Source organism: Chryseobacterium capnotolerans (assembly GCF_021278965.1).
GTDB classification, from domain to species: domain Bacteria; phylum Bacteroidota; class Bacteroidia; order Flavobacteriales; family Weeksellaceae; genus Chryseobacterium; species Chryseobacterium capnotolerans.
Genome location: NZ_CP065589.1, coordinates 2191159 through 2212824, shown reverse-complemented (window position 1 = coordinate 2212824; position 21666 = coordinate 2191159). Strand labels below are relative to the sequence as shown.

Here is a 21666-nt window from a genome sequence, read left to right as displayed (position 1 = left end):
TGTTTTGCTTTTTTATTGTTTTTGTTATCAATATCTGTTTATGGTTTCCTAAAGACATTAGGAATAATAGTTTGCAAAAGTACGAAAAAAATATCAATATACCCTTTCCAAGACAATACTTTCTAAAAACATATTGCTTTGCGGGATAATTTCAAGGGTTAACTGCCCATTTTTCATATGAATATCAGTATTTAATTCTGCATTTTTCTTTTCTGAATCTGCAATTTTCCAATTTCCCGATGGAAGATTGTCAATAGACAGAATATAAGATTTCCCCTTATCCATTGTTTTTACCAGTTTATTTTCAGAAAATATACTTAGGTTATCTGATGAAGTCTGGAACAGGTATCCAGGAATAATTAATTGGTTTCCCTTGTTCTTAATCCCCGTATTTTTCCCGTATTTGTTAAAAAATAATTGATAATCCTGATCTTTTCCCCTTGCTTTTACTTTAATATAATTGTTGTTGAAAAGCGTATTGGTTTTCAGCTGATCACCAATATTGAAGTTGAGTTCACCTCCAATATGGAAAATAATAATGTCAGGATTTCGGTCCATAACATAGTTAGCATCACCCAGTTCATGCGCTAAAGATCCGTTCCCGAAATTTTTAGGCGGATGTCTTGGGATATAATAATCATTTAAACCCAGCATATCTACAACAGGCAGCTCAGACGAATAAGGAATACAGCCAGCGGCAGTAACAGCAAGAAGGGTTTGATTAGGAAAAGTTTTCTTCAAAGTTTCTCCCAGTTTCATTCCTCTGAACTCCCATCTTTCATCATTGGCATATTTATTATCCATAATTAGAGTCTGCATACACGCATTTAGTATTAAAATAAAAACCCAACACCAGCTTGCTTTTTTTGAGGTAAGATTGATCTTTTTAAAATAATGCAATCCAAAAATAATAGAGAAAACAAAAAGTATAAGTACAACATAATAATGTCTGAAAGCTGGAAATATATCTCCGCCAACCGAAGTCACATAGCCAACCCAGGCTGTTGCTAACAGTAATATGTAGTATCCGAAAAGATTTTTTTTCCTTACAAGATTATAAAGGGATATTAATCCTAATACTGACAATAAGAGAGTACCGAAGAATGCCTTAACATTATAAAATCCACCGCGTAAAACATGATGAATGGTCACTTTTACCTTCACCAAAGCTGTGTTAGGAACCAGCTCCCCGTAAAAGCTATAGCGAAATGCAAGCTGCCCCAATAAAAATAATGTTGAAATAATGGCTGCAGCGATCCCTATTTTAATGAACTGATCTTTCTTTTTTCTATAGACTAACAATAGAAATCCTGCTGTAAGTAAAGTAAATAAAAATCCATCCGGTCTGGTGAGTGCTAAAAGGCCTAACCAAAATGATAACAGATATATGGTTTTGAAATTCTGGTCATTAATGATCTTTGAAACCTCAATTAAAACCAAGGTCAGAAGTAACACATATAAAGGCTGTTCCAACCCGCCTATTGCCCAAACAGCAAAACATGGAGTAGTAGCTAATAATGCAACTCCCAGAAAAATAGATTCCTTTTGTATATTTTTATTTCTAAAATAATAAAGAATACTTCCCAATATTCCCAATGAACACAAAATGCCTATAATTCTGGCTGCAAGAATCAGATCCATGCCTAATTTGCCCAATACAGATACTCCTAAAACCCAAAGTAAATTGGAATATCCTTCAACCGGATGTCCATCATTCCAGGTCAAACCTTTTCCTTCAATAAAGCGTTGTGCATATCGTAATGAAATCAAACTGTCATCTGAAAAGAAAGGGTAATAATAGAAGCATCCGAGAGAAAAAAGGATCACTGCTATGAAAAAAAAGGATAAATATCCTAATCTCATGATTAATACGTATTTATACTAAGGGTTTCCTAATCTTTTTAGGATAACGAATGCAAAATAACGAAAATATAAAAAAACTACTGATAAAATATCTGTAGTTTTTCTTCTATACTCAGTTAAATGATGTACTGAAAATGTTGAAAAGATCTCTGTTGATCATTTAAGCCTTAGTAGCTGGCATACCATGCGGAAAACCGGGATAAGAAACTAATCTGTCTTTTTTAAGCAAATCAGACCACCAGTAGAATCCCCAACGTGAATAGTATATTTCAAATCCAGGGCTTCTACAATTTCTGCTACATCTGAAGCGTAGGTTGGCCATAAGGTGTTTGCTCTGATCTGTCATGGGCAATACCTTGAAATATTAAATATTATCAACAATACTTCAAGGATCTAAGAAAGCAACAGCTTAACCTTTCTGAAATATGGCCGATAATCGGGATTGTAGCATCCTTCATTTCTTTTTAATATTGACCAATATGATGAATAAATTTTCGAAGATGAAAACAACACTATGCAGTATCCTTTTAATGCTGACCTCAGTGACTGCCTGCACACAGGAAAAAAAGATAGTCATTCACAAGTGCTCTCAAAAATGAAAATCATCAATAGTATTCCGCTTTTAACTCAACAGAATAAGTTTGCTTATGCAGACAAGATAAATCTGAAGCCTGTTAATAATCAAAGATACCAAAGTGCATCACCCTTTACGCCTACAGGTTTTGCTGTTGTTGTGAATGAAAAGAATGAATATGCTGTTGTAGATGAAACCGGAAAAATAATAGGGGATTATTCGGCGGAAGAAATTAATTTGGATGTTGTCAATGGCCTTACATTCTATAAAAAAGAGATTGAATACGAAAAGAAAATGCCAGTCTGGAAATGGGACTGGAATATCATGGGAAGTGGCATCAAAAAAGAACAGACTTACCATAAAGTAGAGATTGGTGTGTTAGAAAGCCAACAAGTTTTGCTTCATGAAGATATTCCGTATTTGGAGGATAATTATTATCTCAATTTTATTTCAGTAGATGAGAACCATATATTTTGGAATGGGACTCTTTATGAAATGAAAAAAAACCGTCTCAATAAAATCGAAAATAATATTGCAGAGCTCTTAGAGAATAAACGGTTTATCAAAAGCACCAATACTCACTTTTCAATATATCAATTAGGTCAAAAAAAAGCAATTCATAACGAACTGAAAGGTACAGAAACACTTTCCATCTTGTTTGGACAGGAAACGATCACGCTAAATGAAGTGAATAAAGAACGGTATGAACCGGAGGTTCCTAAGCTTTTAACAAACAGCAAAACCAATGATGTATATCTTTTTCCACAATATGAAAAGGTATTTCCTAAGAAAATTACAAAAGCAACCGCTTCACAGATTGATTTCATTAAAAAGGCTGGTTTAGTGTATTCTATTACCAATTCACCTTATTTTTTATTAGGAGTTTTTAATTATGACCATGAGGTTTGGGCGTATGATTGGCTATATATTGATACAGAAGGAAAGGTAACAGATTCTATTGATACTTATAATTTTAAAGTGTTGGATCAGGTTGGATATCTGGTCTGGCCTGACAGAAAAATGATTTTACCGGATCAATATATCAACAAAAACTGGAAGTTCGGGAAAATAAATTCTTACACAGGAATGAATGATTTGTACCTTATGAGAATTGAGGATGAAAAGCAATTAAGAACCATGGGTTTATGGAACAGTCGTGAAAATATCTGGGAGATACAGCCTGAATATCATAATATCTCAGTACTGGACACAGAAAAAGAGATCTATGCCCTTCAAAAAGAGGAGGATGGTTTGTATATCCTTTTTGATAATAAACATAAAAAAAATATTGGCTCCAAAGCTTATCAATCCATCAATTCAGGTGGCTTGGTGAGTCTGAAGTCTGGTTCAGAGAAGACACAGTACTATTATATTAATATCTATTCCGGGAAGGAATATAAAGAGTGATGTATAAAAGTTGGAAGCTGGAAGTTGCTTTCTGTTATCATTAGCAATGAACATCTTGTAGTTAAATTAAAAAGATAAACAGTAATTGTTATGACTATCATAACTTCCATCTTCAGGCTCACAGCTTCCAGCCCCCTTAATTTGTAATTTAAATATTAAAAATATGCTGTCATCCGTAGATTTACATTTGGAGAGACTATTATTCATTACTATTTTGATCCTCTTTTTCGGAGCGGGATTTTTGTGTACGTTTATTATTTTTATCATTAATTCCATCCGGAAGAAAAATAAGAAGCCGATTTATTATTTTCTTTTATTTTTGATTTCTGGAATTATTGCCATAGGTTTAGCGGCATTTTATTTTTATATGACTTACATTAATGAATCCTATACTTAGAGTCAGACGAATTGGGAAGTCCAAAAACCACCATTATCAGGGATATTTTGATCCAATATCTTTAGTTATCTTTCACTCAAAGATTTTATTAAAGATAAGCGGGTGAAATATTTTGTAGCTGTAACTTCAATTTTTGTACTATTGGGATGTAAAAGCAATACTCAGAAATTGCAGACTTCTCCGATTTACACAGAACCCAAACGGGTTACAAAAGAGATTCCCGAAACAGGGAAAATCCAAACCTATACAACTCGTAAGGCTGTTACGGAACGTCTTAGTCCCAAGATTTTAATGCTTTCTAAAAATACTGAAACACTGCAGTTTCGCCTACAGGGAAATATCAGCTCCAGCGGACATACCATTCATCAGGTGAGAAAAATTCGTTTTGAAAAAGGAGAACGAAATGGTAATGCTATTACCCTAAGATATTACGTAGAGATCAAAAAGATTCCTGGTAAAGAAAATGCTAATATTCTGGGGTATAATTATACAAAAGATGAGATCTACAAAATACCAAATGATGTTAAAATCATAAGAGTTGAATTGTATGAAGACAGAAGTAACAATGATTTAGATTCCAATCCCAAACTTATTGCTCAACAAATCTTTAATTTCTTTCCGAAAATATAAATGACCTCAAGCTTTTTGAAGATAAAAAGGGTTATTCAATCCAGGTAGAATAAAAACTATAGAATAAAAATTAAAAGAGTTTATGCTTGAAGAATTTATAAAACTGAGTAAAAAAGCCGAAAATACTAAAAGAGCAGCCTGTTTTTTTACAGATCCAATTCTGAAGAAAATATCAGCAAAAGGAGAGTATACTTTACAGCTGAAGTCTGATGATTTTTTGAGAACTTATCTGATTGTATTATAAAAGAATTAGCAAATTAATAGTATGAAAAAAGAATTAGCAAACCCGCCATCAGATGAACGTGATCGTGAACTGTGGATGCAGCATGGAGGAGGATATATTATCTTTGAAAATATTAGGAAATATGCCATTGGAAAACTCCCTAAAGAAATAGATGAAACACTTCGTGAAGCTCATCTAAAGACCATTGATAATACGATTTATGGAATGATGATGCAAATGGACGGAATTTTTGATCCGTTAGAAAACGAAAATTATCGTCTAGCATTAGAAACCAATATTGTCCTGTATAAAGATGATGATGTAATAAAAGAATTGAATACGCTTGATGGCGATGGAATGAGCATTGGATTCCATGGATGGATGGAAAATGACTTTGGAAGCGATGAAATTGTAATATAGAAATAAAAATGGTGAATCTGATATCAGATTCATATCTGCAAAACCAGTTAAACATACACCGGAAATACTTAAACTCCAAGACAGATTGAAATCTTAGAAGATATTTATACCCGTGATATTTTTAAATACACCTATAAAAATCTAAGGGAGGAGAATGTAAGACTGAAGGCATGCTCACTTTTGATGAACTTGAAAAAATTATTAATAAGGAAGTTGCTTTTGAAAAATTAAATACAAAATTCGAGGTTACGGAATAGTAAATTAAATAACTTAAAGACCATTGTATGAAAAACATTTTCGTTTTCCCTTTTCTGTGTTCTATGTTAATTACAGTTTGTGGTTGCAAAGAATCTGCACGAAAAAAAACAAATTTTCCGAATTATTTGAAAAATACCGAGTGGATTGTGAACGAAGGCGGACTTCTTGTTCCCGATGGCCCGAAAGTCTATTATATGTCTCCAAGAGATACGGCATTGATCTTCAATTTTCATGCAGTACACTTTTTAGGCTCAGAAAACTTTAATAGCTATGATGCCTGGCAATGTGGAAACGATTGTTTTACAAAAATACACGGGAAGTATTATTTCACAGAAAAGAATCAAATACAAATGGAAATCGATAGTATTAGCAAGTCTGACTTCTGTGATACACCGACACAGGTTTTCAGGCCAGCAAAGACCATGTCTTTTGACCTTGTGAAAAAAGGAAAGCAGTTACAGCTTATAAGAAAATAAAAATGTCAAGTTTAATAATTATGGTGCATTGAAATAGCAATAACATGGTTTCTAAATTGATTCGCAAGTATTTTACTTATATTTACGTTCTTTACAATAATAAAATTTAATAGAGATAAGGGTTTGATGTACAGGTTATTATTCATATTCACTTTATGTATTTTTCCGTTTTTTGTTCAGGCACAGGGTGTTTTAAACAAATTAGAGAAGGAATATAATAATGCTTCAGACAAAACAATAGAGCAGCTGAGTCTGGCTCCCCGATATGCTACGGCCTTATTTTTTCATAAATTCAAACCGAAATCCTACCAGATTTTGGCCTATAATATTTCCATTGCCACAAAACAGACTGATGGAAAATATGCCACTATTTTGTATGCTGTTCAGGCAATGAATTACAGACTGGATAATAAAGAAGCTGAGTCTTCAAAAAGTCTTGAGATGGCCAGGGTATATAGCTTGAAGACGAATAGCAATGAGGCGAAAGGTTATATGGAGTATGCAAAAGGCTGGATTCTCACTCGTAATAATAAAATCACAGATGCTGTTGCGGCTTATCTGAAAGCAATTAACTATTATGAAAATTCGCCAACAACGTCTACACTGTATGGAAGATTTGGTAATGTAGCTAAAGAATTATCTGCAATTTATTCCAACCTGAACGAATATCAGCTGGAAGAAAAATACAGCAAACAGTTTCTACTATTGGCATCCAAACAAAATGATCCAAACCTGATCTTTGATGCGTATATGCGAATGGGCTACATGTATGAACAAAAGTACGCTCAAAACCCATCTGATATCCAACTGAGAAATAAAACAGAGCAATACTATCTGCAGGCGATTACGACTTTCAATAAAAATAGTGAAGCGATGCTTAATAAGAGCAATCTTTCCTATGCAGCCATTAATTTAGCCAATTTATATACGGAATTTAACCCTGATAAAGCCATGCAATACGCTCAACTGGCCAACAAGGTAAGTCTGGAAACCGGTGATCCTATTCATATTGCTTCTTCATTTGGGATTTTGGCAGAACTGGCCATTCAGGATAAAAATTACGATGTAGCAAAGTCTTACTTTCTGAAAGCCTCCATGGAAATTGGGAAAAGCCCGGTTAGAGATCATAATATAGAATTATCTATTCTTGAATCGTTATCAAGAATTAGTGAAGAACAAGGCAATTATAAAGAAGCATTGACTTATTATAAAAGTTATGTAGATAAATACAAAAGTGTTTATGATCAAGAAAAACTGGATATTACCAAAAGATTAGAGTCACAGTTTGAAAAAGAACGACAGGAACAGAAGTATATAAAACTGCAACTGGAAAGTGATAAGAAAGCACAGCAAATTAAGTTGATCAACATCCTGAGAGCACAGAGAGAGCAAGTATACAATAACTTAAAACTGGTAGAAGAAAATCAGCGTGAACGGTTAAAATTTTCAGAACTGGAGTCAGAGAAAAAAGAACAGCAGCTCCGTTTGGCAAAACTGGAAACCCAACAAAAGAATAATGATATCAACAGTTATAAAAAGCTGCTGGCCTTCAAAGAAAAGATCAATACCTATTATATTGTTTTTATCTTCATCTTCATCGTCCTGATTTTCTTATTGCTTTATGCCTATAAACAGCGTGTAAAATCGATTAAACAAAGGGATGAGCTGCATGCTTTAGCCATGGAAAAAGAAAAACAAAACTCCAAAATCTCCACGCTTACTGCATTGCTGGAAGGGCAGGAACAAGAGCGTGGCCGTCTGGCAAGGGATCTTCATGATGGATTAGGAGGTTTACTTTCAGGAACTAAACTTCAGTTGTCTATTTTAGATCCTCAGCAATCTGAAAATATAGAAGATGGAATTTCAAAATCAATTACCCAGATTGATGGAGCTGTGGAAGAGCTAAGAAGGGTAGCTCATAATTTAATGCCTGATTTATTAATGAAATACGGTTTGGTAGCAGCCATTCAGGAATTTGCTTTAAGGATGTCCAACAGTGCATTAAACATTCATACCGAATTTATCAATTACAGTAATTCCTTATCGGAAGAAAAACAATTGCTTATTTACAGAGTCATTCAGGAATTGGTCAACAATGCTATAAAACATGCCAAAGCCTCAGAAATTATCATCCAGATCAGTGAAGAAGATAAAATATTAAACCTTACAGTAGAAGATGATGGGAAAGGGTTTGATCCTGCCAATTTAGACTTTAGAAAAACAGCAGGTTTTCATAATATAGAATCAAGAGTACAATTTTTAAAAGGAACAATGAATATCAACTCCCAATTGAATATTGGTACGAGTATAGAGCTTCAGATTCCTATTCATTAATAAACATGATAAAAGTAGCCATAACAGACGATCATCCGCTTCTATTGGAAGGGTTGAAGAATATTTTAGGAAATAATGAGAGCATAGATGTGGTAGATTGCTACAAAAATGCTTCGGAAATGAATGCAGGCTTGAAAAAACAAGCTGTTGACATTTTACTGCTAGATATTAACCTGGCAGACATCAACAGTATCGAACTGATAAAGCCTTTAAAGAAAAAATACGAAAATCTTCAGATTATTATGTTGAGTGTTCACAATGAACTGCCTGTCATCAACAGTACTTTAGCTGAAGGAGCTTTAGGATACATTCAAAAAAATGCTTCCGTTTCTGAAATCCTGGAAGGAATTAATGCCGTATATACTGGCAATCAGTTTTTATGCTCACAAACAAGGTCTGTCTTGGAGAAAAAATCAGCTGATGGATTAAACCAGGTTCCCAAACTAACCCGAAGAGAAAAAGAAATTCTGGCCGAAGCTGCCAAAGGGCTTACCACCAATCAGATGGCAGAAAAGCTTTTCATCAGCCCACACACTGTAGAAAGCCACCGAAAAAATCTTATTGAAAAATTTCAGACTTCTAATCTTAGTTCAGCCATTAAACTGGCCATAGAATACGGCCTGATTATAGAATAAAATATGCAATGTATTGAGTAGGTACAACGTGTCTTTAGTTTCCACAGATGATTTTGAAAATATTAGGGATAATTGCTTCAAAATCTGTGTGCCTTTGTGGTCAAATGCCTTTAACACATGGTAAAACTATCGCTTCATAAGAATTGATATAATTGATTCAAATCTTAGCTTCCTTAAATAAAGCGTAACTTAAAATAAAACTTTGCGTCACCAAAAAGCAAGTTAATTTCATCAAATATGAATTTAAGATATTGCTTTAACAATTCCCTTAACCTTTCTTATTCTTTTAAAAATCTTAATGGTTTAAAGTATTGTCAATATTTCAGCCATATTAATACAGCAAAAAGGTCTGCTTACATCGTAAAAGCAGACCTTTTCTATATAAATTTAAAATTAGGTGTTCAATTATTAATCTTTAAATCTTAATGCCGCCTGGAACAGGTTTTTCTTTCCAATTAAATCATATTCATCATTATATTCAGGCTGATACATAAAAAGAAAAACGCTTCCATCAAAGTCTTTTAAGTTGACAGGCTGATCTACCATAATATCGTAAAACCTTGTAATCGTACGGGTAGCTGTCCATTGTTTCAAAGTACCTTTAGGATTTTTATCGAATCTGTGATCTTTAACATCTGTATAATACCAATAGGAAGGGGCAGAATCCATCAGAAACATTTCTTTATCCTTATTATAGAGTTCTTCAGCCATTCCTGTACTCTGGAACCACGGAACCTCAGTATTGATGAGCCCCAGAGCTCCTGCATAAATATCTTTATTCGTCGTTGCTCCTACTAAAAAACCTTCAAGATTGGTCGATGTAAACTCAAATACGAAAGGTGATTTTTTCAGATCATAAACATCATTTACGGGTTCAATTACTTTTCCGTCCTGTTTAATCACTACTTTTAATGTTTGTGCGAAAGTTATAAAACTTAGCAAACAAAAAAGAAATGTTAAGCTTATTTTTCTCATGGTATATCTTTAAATAACTGTTGCAAAGATATTGGACTTTACCACCATAAACACTGGCCGGTTTCAGGGGTTTTTATTTTATTTCAACCTCTTTTCTACAATAGATTAGCTTTTAACTGAATTTTTATGAAAGCTGTCTTTTGCTTTTTACCCTTGGATGAAGCAGAATTGACAGGATATACTTCAGCATAGAAGGTGTCATTATTCGTCCAGAAAGCTTTCTTTTCGTCAGCAATTTTGAAATTAGTAAAGTTGATATACAAAAGGTTTTCCTGATTATGGCTTTGCTCCTTATATTGATTGATCTCAAAATTACTTCCTACCTCACTATTTGAAGAGATAGAAGAAATCCAGTTCTTATTGGGAAGAATCTGTGGATATCCCCCTGTAAACAAAGCAAAATCTGCTGTTGCTTTTACATTATAAAAAGAATAGTATGTATCTATAGTCTCTACTGAGTTTTCCTTGAAAACTTCCAGATGCAGATAAGGTGACTGCCCAATATATTCATTGGATAAAGTTCCATCTTCTGTAGAGACATTTTCATGTTGTGTAATCACGGTTTCTTTGGCATTTTCTGTAGAAATCCAGTTGCCTTCTTTTAGTTTAATCTGAGGATTTTTTATTAAGGCTTCATTAATTCTATTTTTAGAAGCTGTTGTAAATTCCTGTTCTGAAACTTCAGTTATCGTCCCATATTTACTGAATGACTTATTTTTTGAATCATGAACTTCTTTGAATGTACTGCTTCTGATCTGATAAAGATCCACCCCTTGTAACGTCAGATCAAACGCAGCTGTAAATTCTGATTTTAAGACAAAAGCTTCGATGCTGTTTGAAATATTATTATTAATGCTGTAATGAATAGAGTAGAAGTCATCAAACTCTTCAAATCCGTAATAATTATGAAGTTTATTATAAGCTATTTTCAGATGGGCAGCCTCTTTATTCGGTGATACAAAAAACTGTATAGAATCCCGCTTAGTCGATAATTCAAAAGGTACATCCTGTACATTCTCTACTCCTTTTATCTTTTTGAAATCGGCAAATGTTATGGCCTTCTGTGTAACTTCAGTTTCTGTCTTATTGGCTTCTGATGATTTGTTCTTAGAATTACATCCCATAAAAACAATCATAGAAGATATAAAGAATTGAGATAAAGGTTTCATTTTTTATTTTTTGGCAAATGTATCGGTATTCGGATCAGCAGCCAATAAAACCTTTGATTACAAGGGAAAAATGGCTGAAAACAGGGATATATTGAACCATATATTTTGAACAATTTTACAACCGAAAAAACTAAGTATTAATAGGAGATGAAAAACGTAATAACCAGCTTTTCATTAGTGATTGTTTTACTCGCTTCCTGTTCTCCCGCAACGGAAAAAGAAGCAGATAAAACAGACCTTATGACGGCCAAAGAAGATATAGATTCTAAGCCTGTCTCAGAAAAGAAAACCAATTCTAAAACAGAGATACCAAAGGATTTCTCAACATTGGTTCCTATTGATGTTTTGGATACCAAAAACACCAATGTGTATGAAAAATATGGAATAGAGTTCTCCGGAAATTGTTATTCATGCGATCTGGCAGGCTTATCCATAACAGGAAATAAAATGGTATGGACAAATATCTGTGATGAAAAAGATACCTTTGAAATTAATAGTTTCATGGTCTCCGGTGAAGGTAATACAACGATTATGAAAACATCAGAAAGGACTTACATTCTAACACAGATCGATAAAGCACCTGTTTATGAGTTAACTATTGAAGGCCAAAAACTGGAATTACATAATAAAAGAGTCGCCAAATATTTTACAACTAAAAAAGCATTATCTCTTTTTAAAGAACATGAGTGTGGCGAATTTGAAGGGTAAAAACTAATACTAAATAACCTGTAGAAAGGGGGAGTGATGAAAGAAAATTATTCGAAAACAAAAGGTATCTACATAATCCCTCTTTCTATTTTTGATGAATATACCATGAAAGCTTTTATAAAAAAAAACCTCAAAGTAATTTGAGGTTTTTATATGTAAAATAATGATTGAATTATTTTGCCGGTTTTTTAGGACTCATCATCATAATCATTCTCTTTCCTTCAAGTTTAGGAAGCTGATCTACTTTACCAACATGCTCTAGTTCCTGAGCCAGTTTTAAAAGCAAGATTTCTCCCTGGTCTTTAAAGATAATCGAACGTCCTTTAAAAAATACGTAGGTCTTCAGTTTAGAACCTTCTTCAAGGAATTTCTCAGCATGCTTCTTTTTGAATTCATAATCATGGTCATCAGTCTGAGGTCCGAAACGGATCTCTTTTACGACCACTTTTACTTGCTTAGCTTTAAGTTCCTTCTGTTTTTTCTTTTGCTCGTATAAGAATTTCTTGTATTCCAATACTCTTGCAATAAAAGGTTCTGCCTTGTCAGAAATTACTACTAGATCCAATTCTTGTTCTGCAGCAATCTGTCTTGCTTTGTCAATTGGATAAATTCCCGGCTCTACGTTATCGCCCACCAAACGAAGCTCTCTCACACGAATTTTATCGTTGATCAAGTGTAAGTCCTCCTGTACAGGACGTCTTTGTGGGCCCCTGTTGTTAAATCTTTGTGCTATTGTATTATAATTTTATTGGTTAACTACTTATTTATATTTAAAGTATTGAGAGGCTATTCTTAATCTCTCAATACTTTAATTTTATTTTTAAACGGCTGCTTCTTTTTTGAAGTAAGCTGCGAAATCTTCCAGATTCATCACTCCAAGATCTCCTTCACCACGTCTTCTTACAGAAATCGTACCTTCTTTCTCTTCATTTTCTCCCACTACAAGCATGAAAGGAATCTTCTTTAATTCAGCATCACGGATCTTTTTACCCGTTTTCTCGTTTCTGTCATCAATCTGACCGCTAATATCGTGATTTTCCAAAAATTGTGAAACTTTTTTTGCATAATCTACATATTTTTCACTGATCGGAAGAATGATGAACTGATCCGGGCTCAACCATAGAGGGAAATCACCTGCTGTGTTTTCCAACAAGATCGCAATAAAACGTTCCATAGAACCGAATGGTGCTCTGTGGATCATTACTGGTCTGTGTTTCTCATTGTCATTCCCGATATAGTGAAGATCAAATCTTTCTGGTAAGTTATAATCTACCTGAATAGTTCCAAGCTGCCATTTTCTTCCCAATGCATCTTTCACCATGAAGTCAAGTTTAGGACCGTAGAATGCCGCTTCACCGTATTCAACTACAGTTTTAAGACCTTTCTTCTCTGCTGCATTGATAATTGCAGTTTCAGCTTTTTCCCAGTTTTCATCAGAACCGATATACTTTTCTCTGTTTTCAGGATCTCTTAATGATACCTGAGTTACAAAGTCTTCAAAACCTAAAGATTTGAAAACATACAGCGTTAAATCAATTACTTTTTCAAACTCTTCAGAAAGCTGATCCGGAGTACAGAATAAGTGAGCATCATCCTGAGTAAATCCACGAACTCTTGTTAATCCGTGAAGTTCTCCACTTTGCTCATATCTGTATACAGTACCGAATTCTGCATATCTTTTCGGAAGGTCTCTGTAGCTCCATTGTGAAGTTTTGTAGATTTCACAGTGGTGCGGACAGTTCATGGGCTTTAATAAAAATTCCTCTCCTTCATTTGGAGTTTTAATCGGCTGGAAGCTGTCTGCTCCATATTTATCCCAGTGACCTGAAGTTACATACAATTCTTTAGCTCCGATATGTGGAGACATTACAAATTCGTAACCTCCTTTTTTCTGTGCATCAGAAAGGAAATTTTCTAATTTTCTTCTTAAAGCTGTTCCTTTTGGTAACCAAAGCGGTAAACCAGCACCTACTTTTTCAGAAAATGCGAAGATTCCAAGCTCTTTACCAAGCTTTCTGTGGTCTCTTCTTTTAGCTTCCTCCAATCTTTCAAGATATTCAGTAAGTTCTTTCTGTTTAGGGAAAGAAATACCATATACTCTTGTTAATTGAGGATTCTTTTCATTTCCTCTCCAGTAAGCTCCTGCAGCATTTAAAATCTTAACAGCCTTTACAAGTCCGGTGTTTGGAATGTGTCCTCCACGACATAGATCTGTAAAGTTATCATGTGTTACAAAAGTGATTTCTCCATCATTCAGATTAGAGATCAATTCCACTTTGTAAGGATTATCAGCATATGTTTTTAAAGCATCTTCTTTTGAAACCGGATATAATGAGAATGTAGATCCTTTCTTTGCATTTTCAAGAACCTTCTTTTCGATCTTTTCAAAATCTTTTTCAGATAAACTTTCATCCCCGAAATCTACATCATAATAGAATCCGCTTTCAATTGCCGGACCAATGGTCAACTTAGCATTAGGATAAAATTCTAGGATAGCCTGCGCCAAAAGGTGAGCAGATGAATGCCAGAAAGCTTTCTTTCCAAGATCATCATTCCAGGTTAAAAGCTGTACCGTAGAATCCGTGGTTATAGGTGTGGTCGTTTCTACTTGTTTGTCATTAACAATTGCGGAAATGGTATTTCTAGCCAATCCCTCGCTTATAGATTTTGCCACATCTAGGGGAGTAACTGCTCCCTCGAATTCTTTGACACTATTGTCTGGAAGTGTAATTTTTATCATTGTTTACTAAGAAATTTTAAGATGCAAAAATACGCATTTTTTAGATAAAATACTATATTAGCTTATATTTAGAATGATAATTAATATCAAAAATGAAAAAGATACTGCTTGTTTTAGTTTCATTAAGTTCGATATTTAGTTTTTCGCAAAAAAAATCATCCAAATTTTCTGTTGATTTCAATAAGAATATTGAGACTTATTTTCTCGCAGAAATTCTTTCAGCTGAGCATCGGAAAAACAATAAAGATTTCGAATTGTATAAAATAAAAGAATGTTCTGTTTACCAACCTATTGTAAATAATGCTTTGAAAAAGTATGGACACCTGAAGAACTCAGATATAGCAATAGCTACAGCAAAAGTTAATGATGTTTTGCTTGAAAAATATGGTTCAGGAAATGATATCTTCATGAATCCGTTGATGCATCACAAAGAATTTCCAGCCACAGAATGGAACAGTGATTATCAGTTTAGCAGCAATAATTTGACAGGGGAGCAGAACAAAGAAGTTACCGAACTAATAAAAGATTATCTGTCTAAGCTTTCAAAATTCTATATACAAGAAAATATTAATCAGTTTTTTATCGAGAACAAAGCCTTCTACAAAGGAGGAATAAATGAGTATAACAAGCATATTCCTGCCGGCTTCACCAATGCTATGGAACAGTTTTATGGTGAAGGTTTTAATTCTTATACCATTCTTATTTCTCCGATGATGATGTGGCCGATAACAGATGGTGAAGGAAGAGGGATTGGGACCAACGTCATTTCCAGATCCGGAAAAACAGACGTTTATGAAATAGCAAGTCCGTTTGTGAAAGTTGAAAATAAGAGACAATTTGGGTATGACAATCAGTTTCAGGCAAGGTTTTTAAGTGTTCATGAGTTTGGACATTCATTTGTAAATAAAGAAGTATATCTGCATAAGGATAAGCTTGAAAAGTTCAAAGATTTGTTTGAAAAATCATATTTAAAGGAAACAATGATAAAAACAGGAGGTTATGGAGACTATCAAACATGTGTTGCTGAGCATTTGGTGAGACTTGGCGAAATTGAAACCGCAAGAATCCAGAAAGATTTTGAAAGAGCTAAAAAGTTAGAAGAATATCACTTGAAAAACAACTTTATCTTCCTTCCTCTGTTAGAAAAAAAGCTTAAGGAATATCATTCCAACAGAAAAAAATATAGAAAGTTTGGAGATTTTGTACCCCAATTGATAAAGGTTTTTGAAAATTCAAATATTGAATTTATCAATAATTCATTAGCTCAGAACAAAAAATAAAACCATAAATTGCTTCCTACTATGAATACAATAAACATTGATCTACACTGTGACCTGTTATATTATTTACTAAGGTCAAATTCAACAATTGACGACAGAGAAATAGGATGCTCACTGCCTTATCTGCAGGAAGGAAATGTAAAACTCCAGATAATGGCTATGTACGCAGGAACTGGAGAAGGGAGTACAGCTTACGGACTGAAGCAGAGTCAATTATTTTCAGATCTCATCAAAAATGAAAACTTCTTCTTGTTCGAAAATGGAAATTATAACAATCCTGAGAATGAAAATCGGGTAGGAGTTATTGCCTCCATCGAAAATGCATCTGCTTTCTGTGATGAAAATGAAGCTTTGGACTCCGGATTTAAAAAATTGGAAATCCTCATTGAAAATGCACAAAAAGTACTTTATATCGGGATTACCCATCATCTTGAAAACCGTTTCGGAGGAGGGAATAGTACAACTGCCGGATTAAAGGAAGACGGTAAAGTACTGATTGATTATATCGCAGACCGGAAAATTGCTGTCGACTTGGCTCATACAAGTGATCAATTAGCTTACGATATCTTCAATTATATCGATCAGAAAAATTATTCCATTCCTATTCTGGCAAGCCATTCCAACTACAGAACAGTGTATAATAATAAGAGAAATCTTCCGGATGAACTGGCCAAAGAAGTTATCAAAAGAAATGGATTGATTGGCCTGAATTTCATCAAAGATTACGTGGACCTTGACCATCCTGAGAGGCTTTATGAACATATTCAGTATGGATTAGAATTGGGTGGTGAAAACAATATTGCCTATGGAGCAGACTATTTCTATTGGAAAGATCATCCGGACACTTCACGCCATCCGTTTTTCTTTGAAGAACATTCCAATGCATCAGCTTATCTGGAGATTAATAAAGAAATTGAAAAAAGGTTCTCTTCCGAATTGTTAGAAAAGATCAGTCACAGAAATGCATTGGATTTCATAGAGAATATGTATAAATAAAATTATCCTTATCTGATTAAATCAAAGCGTAATTAACAGGTCGCTCCTCCGGAGCTCTAATTTTAAAAACAAATACTTCTTATTAACAATTAGCTCCTATTGGAGCTGGATTTGATCCCATCGGGATCTACTGTTAGTAGAAAAAATGAAGTGTCTTTAAAAGAGAGCTCCGGAGGAGCGACCTGTTAATATATAAATCTTTGAAATTATAGTAAAAAGAAAATAGATTTGCATGTATTATTCTACATGAAATAAAATGCTATAATGTGTTGTAAAATAGGTTTTTATGTTATTTTATTTAATACTTCCTTTTATATTTTACTTTCTGCTTGATGATCTCAATCACATCCACATTCTGGACTTTAGATTTAATCCATCCGTGAATATCAATATAGAATAAGGATCGTCTGTAGTATTCGTTATTGGAATACGCTTCCAGCTTTTTATCAAAGCTTTCAAATGCTTTCTGTCTCTGATCCAAAACCTGATTATTAAGATTCTTAAAAAACTGAATACTTTCAAAATGAAACTCTTCAGGTTTTTTCATCTTTTTAGCAAACTTTAGCGTAGAAGCAATGAATTCATCATAGTCTTCATCATTCCCGGATTCATACTTGGACATTAAAATCAAAATCCGAGTATGAAATAATAAATCTTCCTGTACATTACCCTTTGATTCTATAACTCTCATAGAGTATTCGATGGCTTTTTTGTACATCTTACTTCCAAAAAACATAGCTGCCATTTTAAGATAAAGAATCATAAAATGGTGTTCATCAATTCTTTCTCTAAGCTTTTCCATTTTCAATTCAATTTCCGGAATAAGCTTTGTCCCTGTAAAAAATTCCCCTTTTACAAAATGAATATTCATCAGTGTATTGTAATGAGTAAGGAAAATAAGTGACTGAAGATTCTCATTCTGAGCAAAGTTTTCGGCATTCACCCGTGTATTAAACTCTTCGAAATTTTCTTCCAGAATATCAATGTTCCCGTATAGGAAAAGAATTTTCAGCAGGTATGTGTTTCCTTTAATATACCAAACCGGATGACTGAAAATCATCTCCGGATTCTTATGGAATAAGTCTACCCATTGATAGGCATATTTCAAGGTATATTTATAATCTTGTAACAACTGATTTTTCCATACATGGGCTTTAAAATACCACAGTTTTTCAGTGAAATTTAGCTTATCGAATTTAATATTTTTAATTTCTGCATAGAAAATATCCAAAACTTCCTCACGGTCAGCATCATTTTTTACATACCCGTGAGTCAGCATTTCACTGTATAATTTCAGAGAAAGATTGGATAATTTTGTTGTATATCGGTTTTGTTTGCTTAATTCTTGTGATTGTCTGATCAATTCTTCTGCACGCCCCGCAATACTTCGGGTAATGAATTGAGATTCAATTACTTTTTCCAGGTCAATGATTTCGGAAGCAATGCTTTTTTCATCCAGTTCCAACGCAGACTGTTTAGTTTTATCCAGTATTTTTAAAGCTTGTTTATAAAGCCCTTTTTGGTACAAAATATTGGCAAAATCCAATTGCTCTCTAAGCTGGATTCTGTAGTTCTGATGACTTGGGTTCATTCGTAAGCTTACCAGAATTTGTTTGTAAAGGTGTGCCTTAAGATTGGAGAGCTGCTGCTTGGTAGATATTTTCTTTTCAATAATGACGCTTTCATCATATTCTTTCATTTTATCCATTTCAGAAAAAAGGAGTAAAAATTTAGCATCTACATTAATTCCGAGACGGTTAACATACAATTTAAACTGTCGCTTTTCTGAAGTCGTCAATGACTTTACCAATACAAACAAAAAATCTTTCTGCAATTCTGCCATTGTAATTTTTTAAATTTTAAACAATTGTATACCAGCAACATGTGTTTATTTCTTCAACTGTTGAATATTGTAATTTTCTAAGAAATTGAAAATGAAAAAATGTAACAAGCTGTAGTTTTGGATCAAAATTAAGTAAAAAACTTTTATTTATGAACTCCGAAAAAATTGAAATTTTTGATACCACGTTGCGCGATGGAGAACAGGTTCCTGGATGTAAATTGAATACAAGACAGAAACTGATTATTGCTGAAAAGCTTGATGAACTGGGAGTTGATATCATTGAAGCAGGATTTCCAATTTCCAGCCCGGGAGATTTTGAATCTGTTTCTGAAATTTCAAAACTCGTAAGAAATGCAAAGGTATGCGGATTGACAAGGGCTAATAAAAAGGACATTGATACCGCTGCAGAAGCATTAAAGTTTGCAAAGAAACCAAGAATACATACGGGAATCGGAACTTCTGATTCACATATCAAATATAAATTCAACTCAACAAGGGAAAATATTATAGAACGTGCTGCAGAAGCCGTGAGATACGCTAAAAACTATGTAGAAGATGTAGAGTTTTATGCTGAAGATGCAGGAAGAACAGACAATGCTTATCTGGCACAGGTATGTGAAGCCGTCATTAAAGCAGGTGCTACTGTGCTGAATATTCCTGATACTACAGGATATTGTTTGCCGGAAGAATACGGACAGAAAATTAAATACCTGAAAGAAAACGTAAAAGGAATTGAAAAAGCAGTTTTATCATGTCATTGTCATAATGATTTAGGTTTAGCTACAGCCAATTCCATTTCCGGTGCCATCAACGGAGCCCGACAAATTGAATGTACCATCAACGGATTGGGAGAAAGAGCAGGGAATACAGCGCTGGAAGAAGTCGTCATGATTCTGAAGCAGCATAAACATTTGAACCTGCATACCAACGTGAATTCAATAATGCTCAACGAAATGAGTACTATGGTTTCTGATCTGATGGGAATGGCAGTACAGCCGAATAAAGCAATTGTAGGAGCTAATGCTTTTGCTCACAGCTCAGGAATTCATCAGGATGGGGTCATCAAAAACAGAGAAACCTATGAGATCATTGATCCTGCTGAAGTGGGTGTAAATGCATCTTCCATCATTCTTACAGCCAGAAGCGGACGTTCAGCATTGGCTTACCGGTTCAAGCATATTGGACATGATGTAACCAAAGAAGAATTGGATTATTTGTATCAGGAATTCTTGAAAATAGCAGATCTTAAAAAAGAAATAGGCAATGATGACCTGGCTTTAATCATGGAGACCTGCAGCAGAAAAATAGGATAGGGTTTGATTTAATTCAAAGATAAAAGTAAAAATGAACAACGATAAAAAGACACTTTTTGATAAAGTTTGGGATGCTCACGTCGTAGATACGGTTCCTGACGGACCGCAAATCATCTATATTGATAAGCATCTGATCCATGAAGTAACCAGCCCGCAGGCATTTGCAGAACTTGAATCCAGAAATCTGGAAATCTTCAGACCGGAACAGATCGTAGCGACTGCTGATCATAATGTTCCAACCCTTCATCAGGAAGAACCAATCCGCGATGAATTATCAAGAAATCAGGTTCAGCAGCTGACTGAAAATTGTGAGAAAAATAATATTGAATTATTTGGATTAGGACATCAATATCAGGGAATTGTACACATTATTGCTCCTGAACTTGGGATTACACAGCCAGGAATGAGTATTGTATGCGGAGACAGTCATACTTCAACACATGGAGCATTTGGAAGTATTGCCTTTGGAATTGGAACCAGTCAGGTAGCTCAGGTTTTTGCCAGCCAGTGTCTGCTGCTTAACAAACCTAAATCGATGAGAATTACGGTGAATGGTAAGCTTAACGAAAATGTTCAGGCTAAAGATGTTATCCTTTATATTATTTCAAAAATAGGAACCGATGGTGGAACAGGGTATTTCTGTGAGTATGCCGGAAATATTTTTGAAGAAATGTCAATGGAAGGAAGAATGACGGTTTGTAATATGAGTATTGAAATGGGAGCCAGAGGAGGAATGATTGCTCCTGATGAAACCACTTTTGAATACGTAAAAGGAAGGAAATTTGCTCCGGCAGGAGAAGAATGGGAAGAAAAGCTAGCGTACTGGAATACTTTGAAAACGGATGAAGGAGCCGCTTTTGATAAAGAATTATTCTTCGATGCAGCAGATATTTATCCAATGATTACCTATGGAACCAATCCTGGTATGGGAATTTCTATTCGCGAAACCATTCCTGCTCCTCAAAATGAATCTGAGGCAAAAGCTTTACAGTATATGGGACTGGAAGCAGGGCAGAATCCATCCAGCATTACAATTAATTATGTGTTTATAGGAAGCTGCACGAATGCGCGAATTGAAGATTTCCGTTCGGCGGCCCAGTATATTAAAGGAAAAAGTAAATCTGAGGCTGTGAAAGCATTGATTGTACCTGGCTCTCAGCAGGTGGTAAAGCAGATCTACGAAGAGGGACTGGATAAAATCTTTAATGATGCAGGGTTTCAGATTCGTCAGCCTGGATGTTCGGCTTGTTTGGCGATGAATGATGATAAAATTCCTGAAGGAGAATATTGCGTTTCTACTTCGAACAGAAATTTTGAAGGAAGACAGGGACAGGGAGCAAGAACTATTCTGGCGAGCCCTCTTACAGCAGCAAAAGCAGCAATAGAAGGCAGAATTTCTGCTTTTGAAAGTTTAAATTAAAAACA

The 21666-nt window shown here is 34.4% G+C and carries 18 protein-coding genes; 12 read left to right on the top strand and 6 right to left on the bottom strand.

Translation table 11 applies throughout. From position 1 onward, the window contains the following. Positions 1–93 precede the first annotated feature (93 nt). Positions 94–1863, bottom strand: coding sequence for a glycosyltransferase family 39 protein (locus H5J24_RS10520; RefSeq protein WP_068943219.1), 1770 nt, complete (start codon positions 1861–1863; stop codon positions 94–96). Positions 1864–2377: 514 nt separating this feature from the next. On the opposite strand from H5J24_RS10520, the gene H5J24_RS10515 reads away from it, so the two are divergent. The 7 genes from H5J24_RS10515 (at position 2378) to H5J24_RS10485 (ending at position 9217) form a co-directional block, all read left to right on the top strand. Next, complete coding sequence (locus tag H5J24_RS10515) at positions 2378–3844, top strand: hypothetical protein (protein ID WP_232816289.1); 1467 nt, start codon at positions 2378–2380, stop codon at positions 3842–3844. A gap of 499 nt (positions 3845–4343) precedes the next feature. Continuing rightward, complete coding sequence (locus tag H5J24_RS10510) at positions 4344–4871, top strand: hypothetical protein (protein WP_082811206.1); 528 nt, start codon at positions 4344–4346, stop codon at positions 4869–4871. 82 nt (positions 4872–4953) lie between these two features. Then, positions 4954–5115, top strand: coding sequence for a hypothetical protein (locus tag H5J24_RS10505; protein ID WP_167386996.1), 162 nt, complete (start codon positions 4954–4956; stop codon positions 5113–5115). A gap of 21 nt (positions 5116–5136) precedes the next feature. After that, positions 5137–5514, top strand: a complete 378-nt coding sequence (locus H5J24_RS10500) for a hypothetical protein (protein WP_082811207.1) — start codon at positions 5137–5139, stop codon at positions 5512–5514. A 383-nt stretch (positions 5515–5897) separates the two neighbouring features. Beyond that, positions 5898–6248, top strand: coding sequence for a hypothetical protein (locus tag H5J24_RS10495; RefSeq protein ID WP_232816288.1), 351 nt, complete (start codon positions 5898–5900; stop codon positions 6246–6248). A 126-nt stretch (positions 6249–6374) separates the two neighbouring features. Further along, positions 6375–8582, top strand: a complete 2208-nt coding sequence (locus H5J24_RS10490; RefSeq protein WP_082811208.1) for an ATP-binding protein — start codon at positions 6375–6377, stop codon at positions 8580–8582. A gap of 5 nt (positions 8583–8587) precedes the next feature. Continuing rightward, entirely contained in the window at positions 8588–9217 is a 630-nt protein-coding gene (locus H5J24_RS10485; protein ID WP_068943225.1) for a response regulator transcription factor, read from the top strand. 408 nt (positions 9218–9625) lie between these two features. Here H5J24_RS10485 and H5J24_RS10480 read toward each other — a convergent pair whose 3' ends face one another. Beyond that, a complete protein-coding gene (locus H5J24_RS10480; RefSeq protein ID WP_232816287.1) occupies positions 9626–10120 on the bottom strand; it encodes a hypothetical protein in 495 nt (164 codons plus the stop codon). A gap of 167 nt (positions 10121–10287) precedes the next feature. Continuing rightward, positions 10288–11361, bottom strand: coding sequence for a resolvase (locus H5J24_RS10475; RefSeq protein WP_068943228.1), 1074 nt, complete (start codon positions 11359–11361; stop codon positions 10288–10290). Between the two features lie 147 nt (positions 11362–11508). On the opposite strand from H5J24_RS10475, the gene H5J24_RS10470 reads away from it, so the two are divergent. After that, positions 11509–12069 (top strand): hypothetical protein, encoded by a 561-nt coding sequence (locus H5J24_RS10470; protein ID WP_068943229.1) that lies wholly within the window; start codon positions 11509–11511, stop codon positions 12067–12069. 172 nt (positions 12070–12241) lie between these two features. Here H5J24_RS10470 and infC read toward each other — a convergent pair whose 3' ends face one another. After that, on the bottom strand, positions 12242–12742 hold the full coding sequence (gene infC, locus H5J24_RS10465) for a translation initiation factor IF-3 (RefSeq protein ID WP_027372223.1): 501 nt from the start codon (positions 12740–12742) through the stop codon (positions 12242–12244). 147 nt (positions 12743–12889) lie between these two features. Then, positions 12890–14809 carry a threonine--tRNA ligase gene (gene thrS, locus H5J24_RS10460; RefSeq protein ID WP_068943230.1) on the bottom strand — a complete coding sequence of 640 codons (1920 nt, stop codon included), beginning with the start codon at positions 14807–14809 and terminating at the stop codon, positions 12890–12892. A 92-nt stretch (positions 14810–14901) separates the two neighbouring features. On the opposite strand from thrS, the gene H5J24_RS10455 reads away from it, so the two are divergent. Then, positions 14902–16089 carry a DUF4932 domain-containing protein gene (locus tag H5J24_RS10455; RefSeq protein WP_068943231.1) on the top strand — a complete coding sequence of 396 codons (1188 nt, stop codon included), beginning with the start codon at positions 14902–14904 and terminating at the stop codon, positions 16087–16089. A gap of 21 nt (positions 16090–16110) precedes the next feature. Continuing rightward, on the top strand, positions 16111–17085 hold the full coding sequence (locus H5J24_RS10450; RefSeq protein ID WP_068943232.1) for a dipeptidase: 975 nt from the start codon (positions 16111–16113) through the stop codon (positions 17083–17085). A gap of 298 nt (positions 17086–17383) precedes the next feature. Here the strand turns inward: H5J24_RS10450 and H5J24_RS10445 are convergent, their stop codons facing one another. Continuing rightward, positions 17384–18928 (bottom strand): hypothetical protein, encoded by a 1545-nt coding sequence (locus H5J24_RS10445; protein ID WP_068943233.1) that lies wholly within the window; start codon positions 18926–18928, stop codon positions 17384–17386. Positions 18929–19077: 149 nt separating this feature from the next. On the opposite strand from H5J24_RS10445, the gene H5J24_RS10440 reads away from it, so the two are divergent. Beyond that, positions 19078–20241 (top strand): 2-isopropylmalate synthase, encoded by a 1164-nt coding sequence (locus H5J24_RS10440; protein WP_082811209.1) that lies wholly within the window; start codon positions 19078–19080, stop codon positions 20239–20241. 31 nt (positions 20242–20272) lie between these two features. Then, positions 20273–21661 (top strand): 3-isopropylmalate dehydratase large subunit, encoded by a 1389-nt coding sequence (gene leuC, locus H5J24_RS10435; protein WP_068943234.1) that lies wholly within the window; start codon positions 20273–20275, stop codon positions 21659–21661. Positions 21662–21666 lie beyond the last annotated feature (5 nt).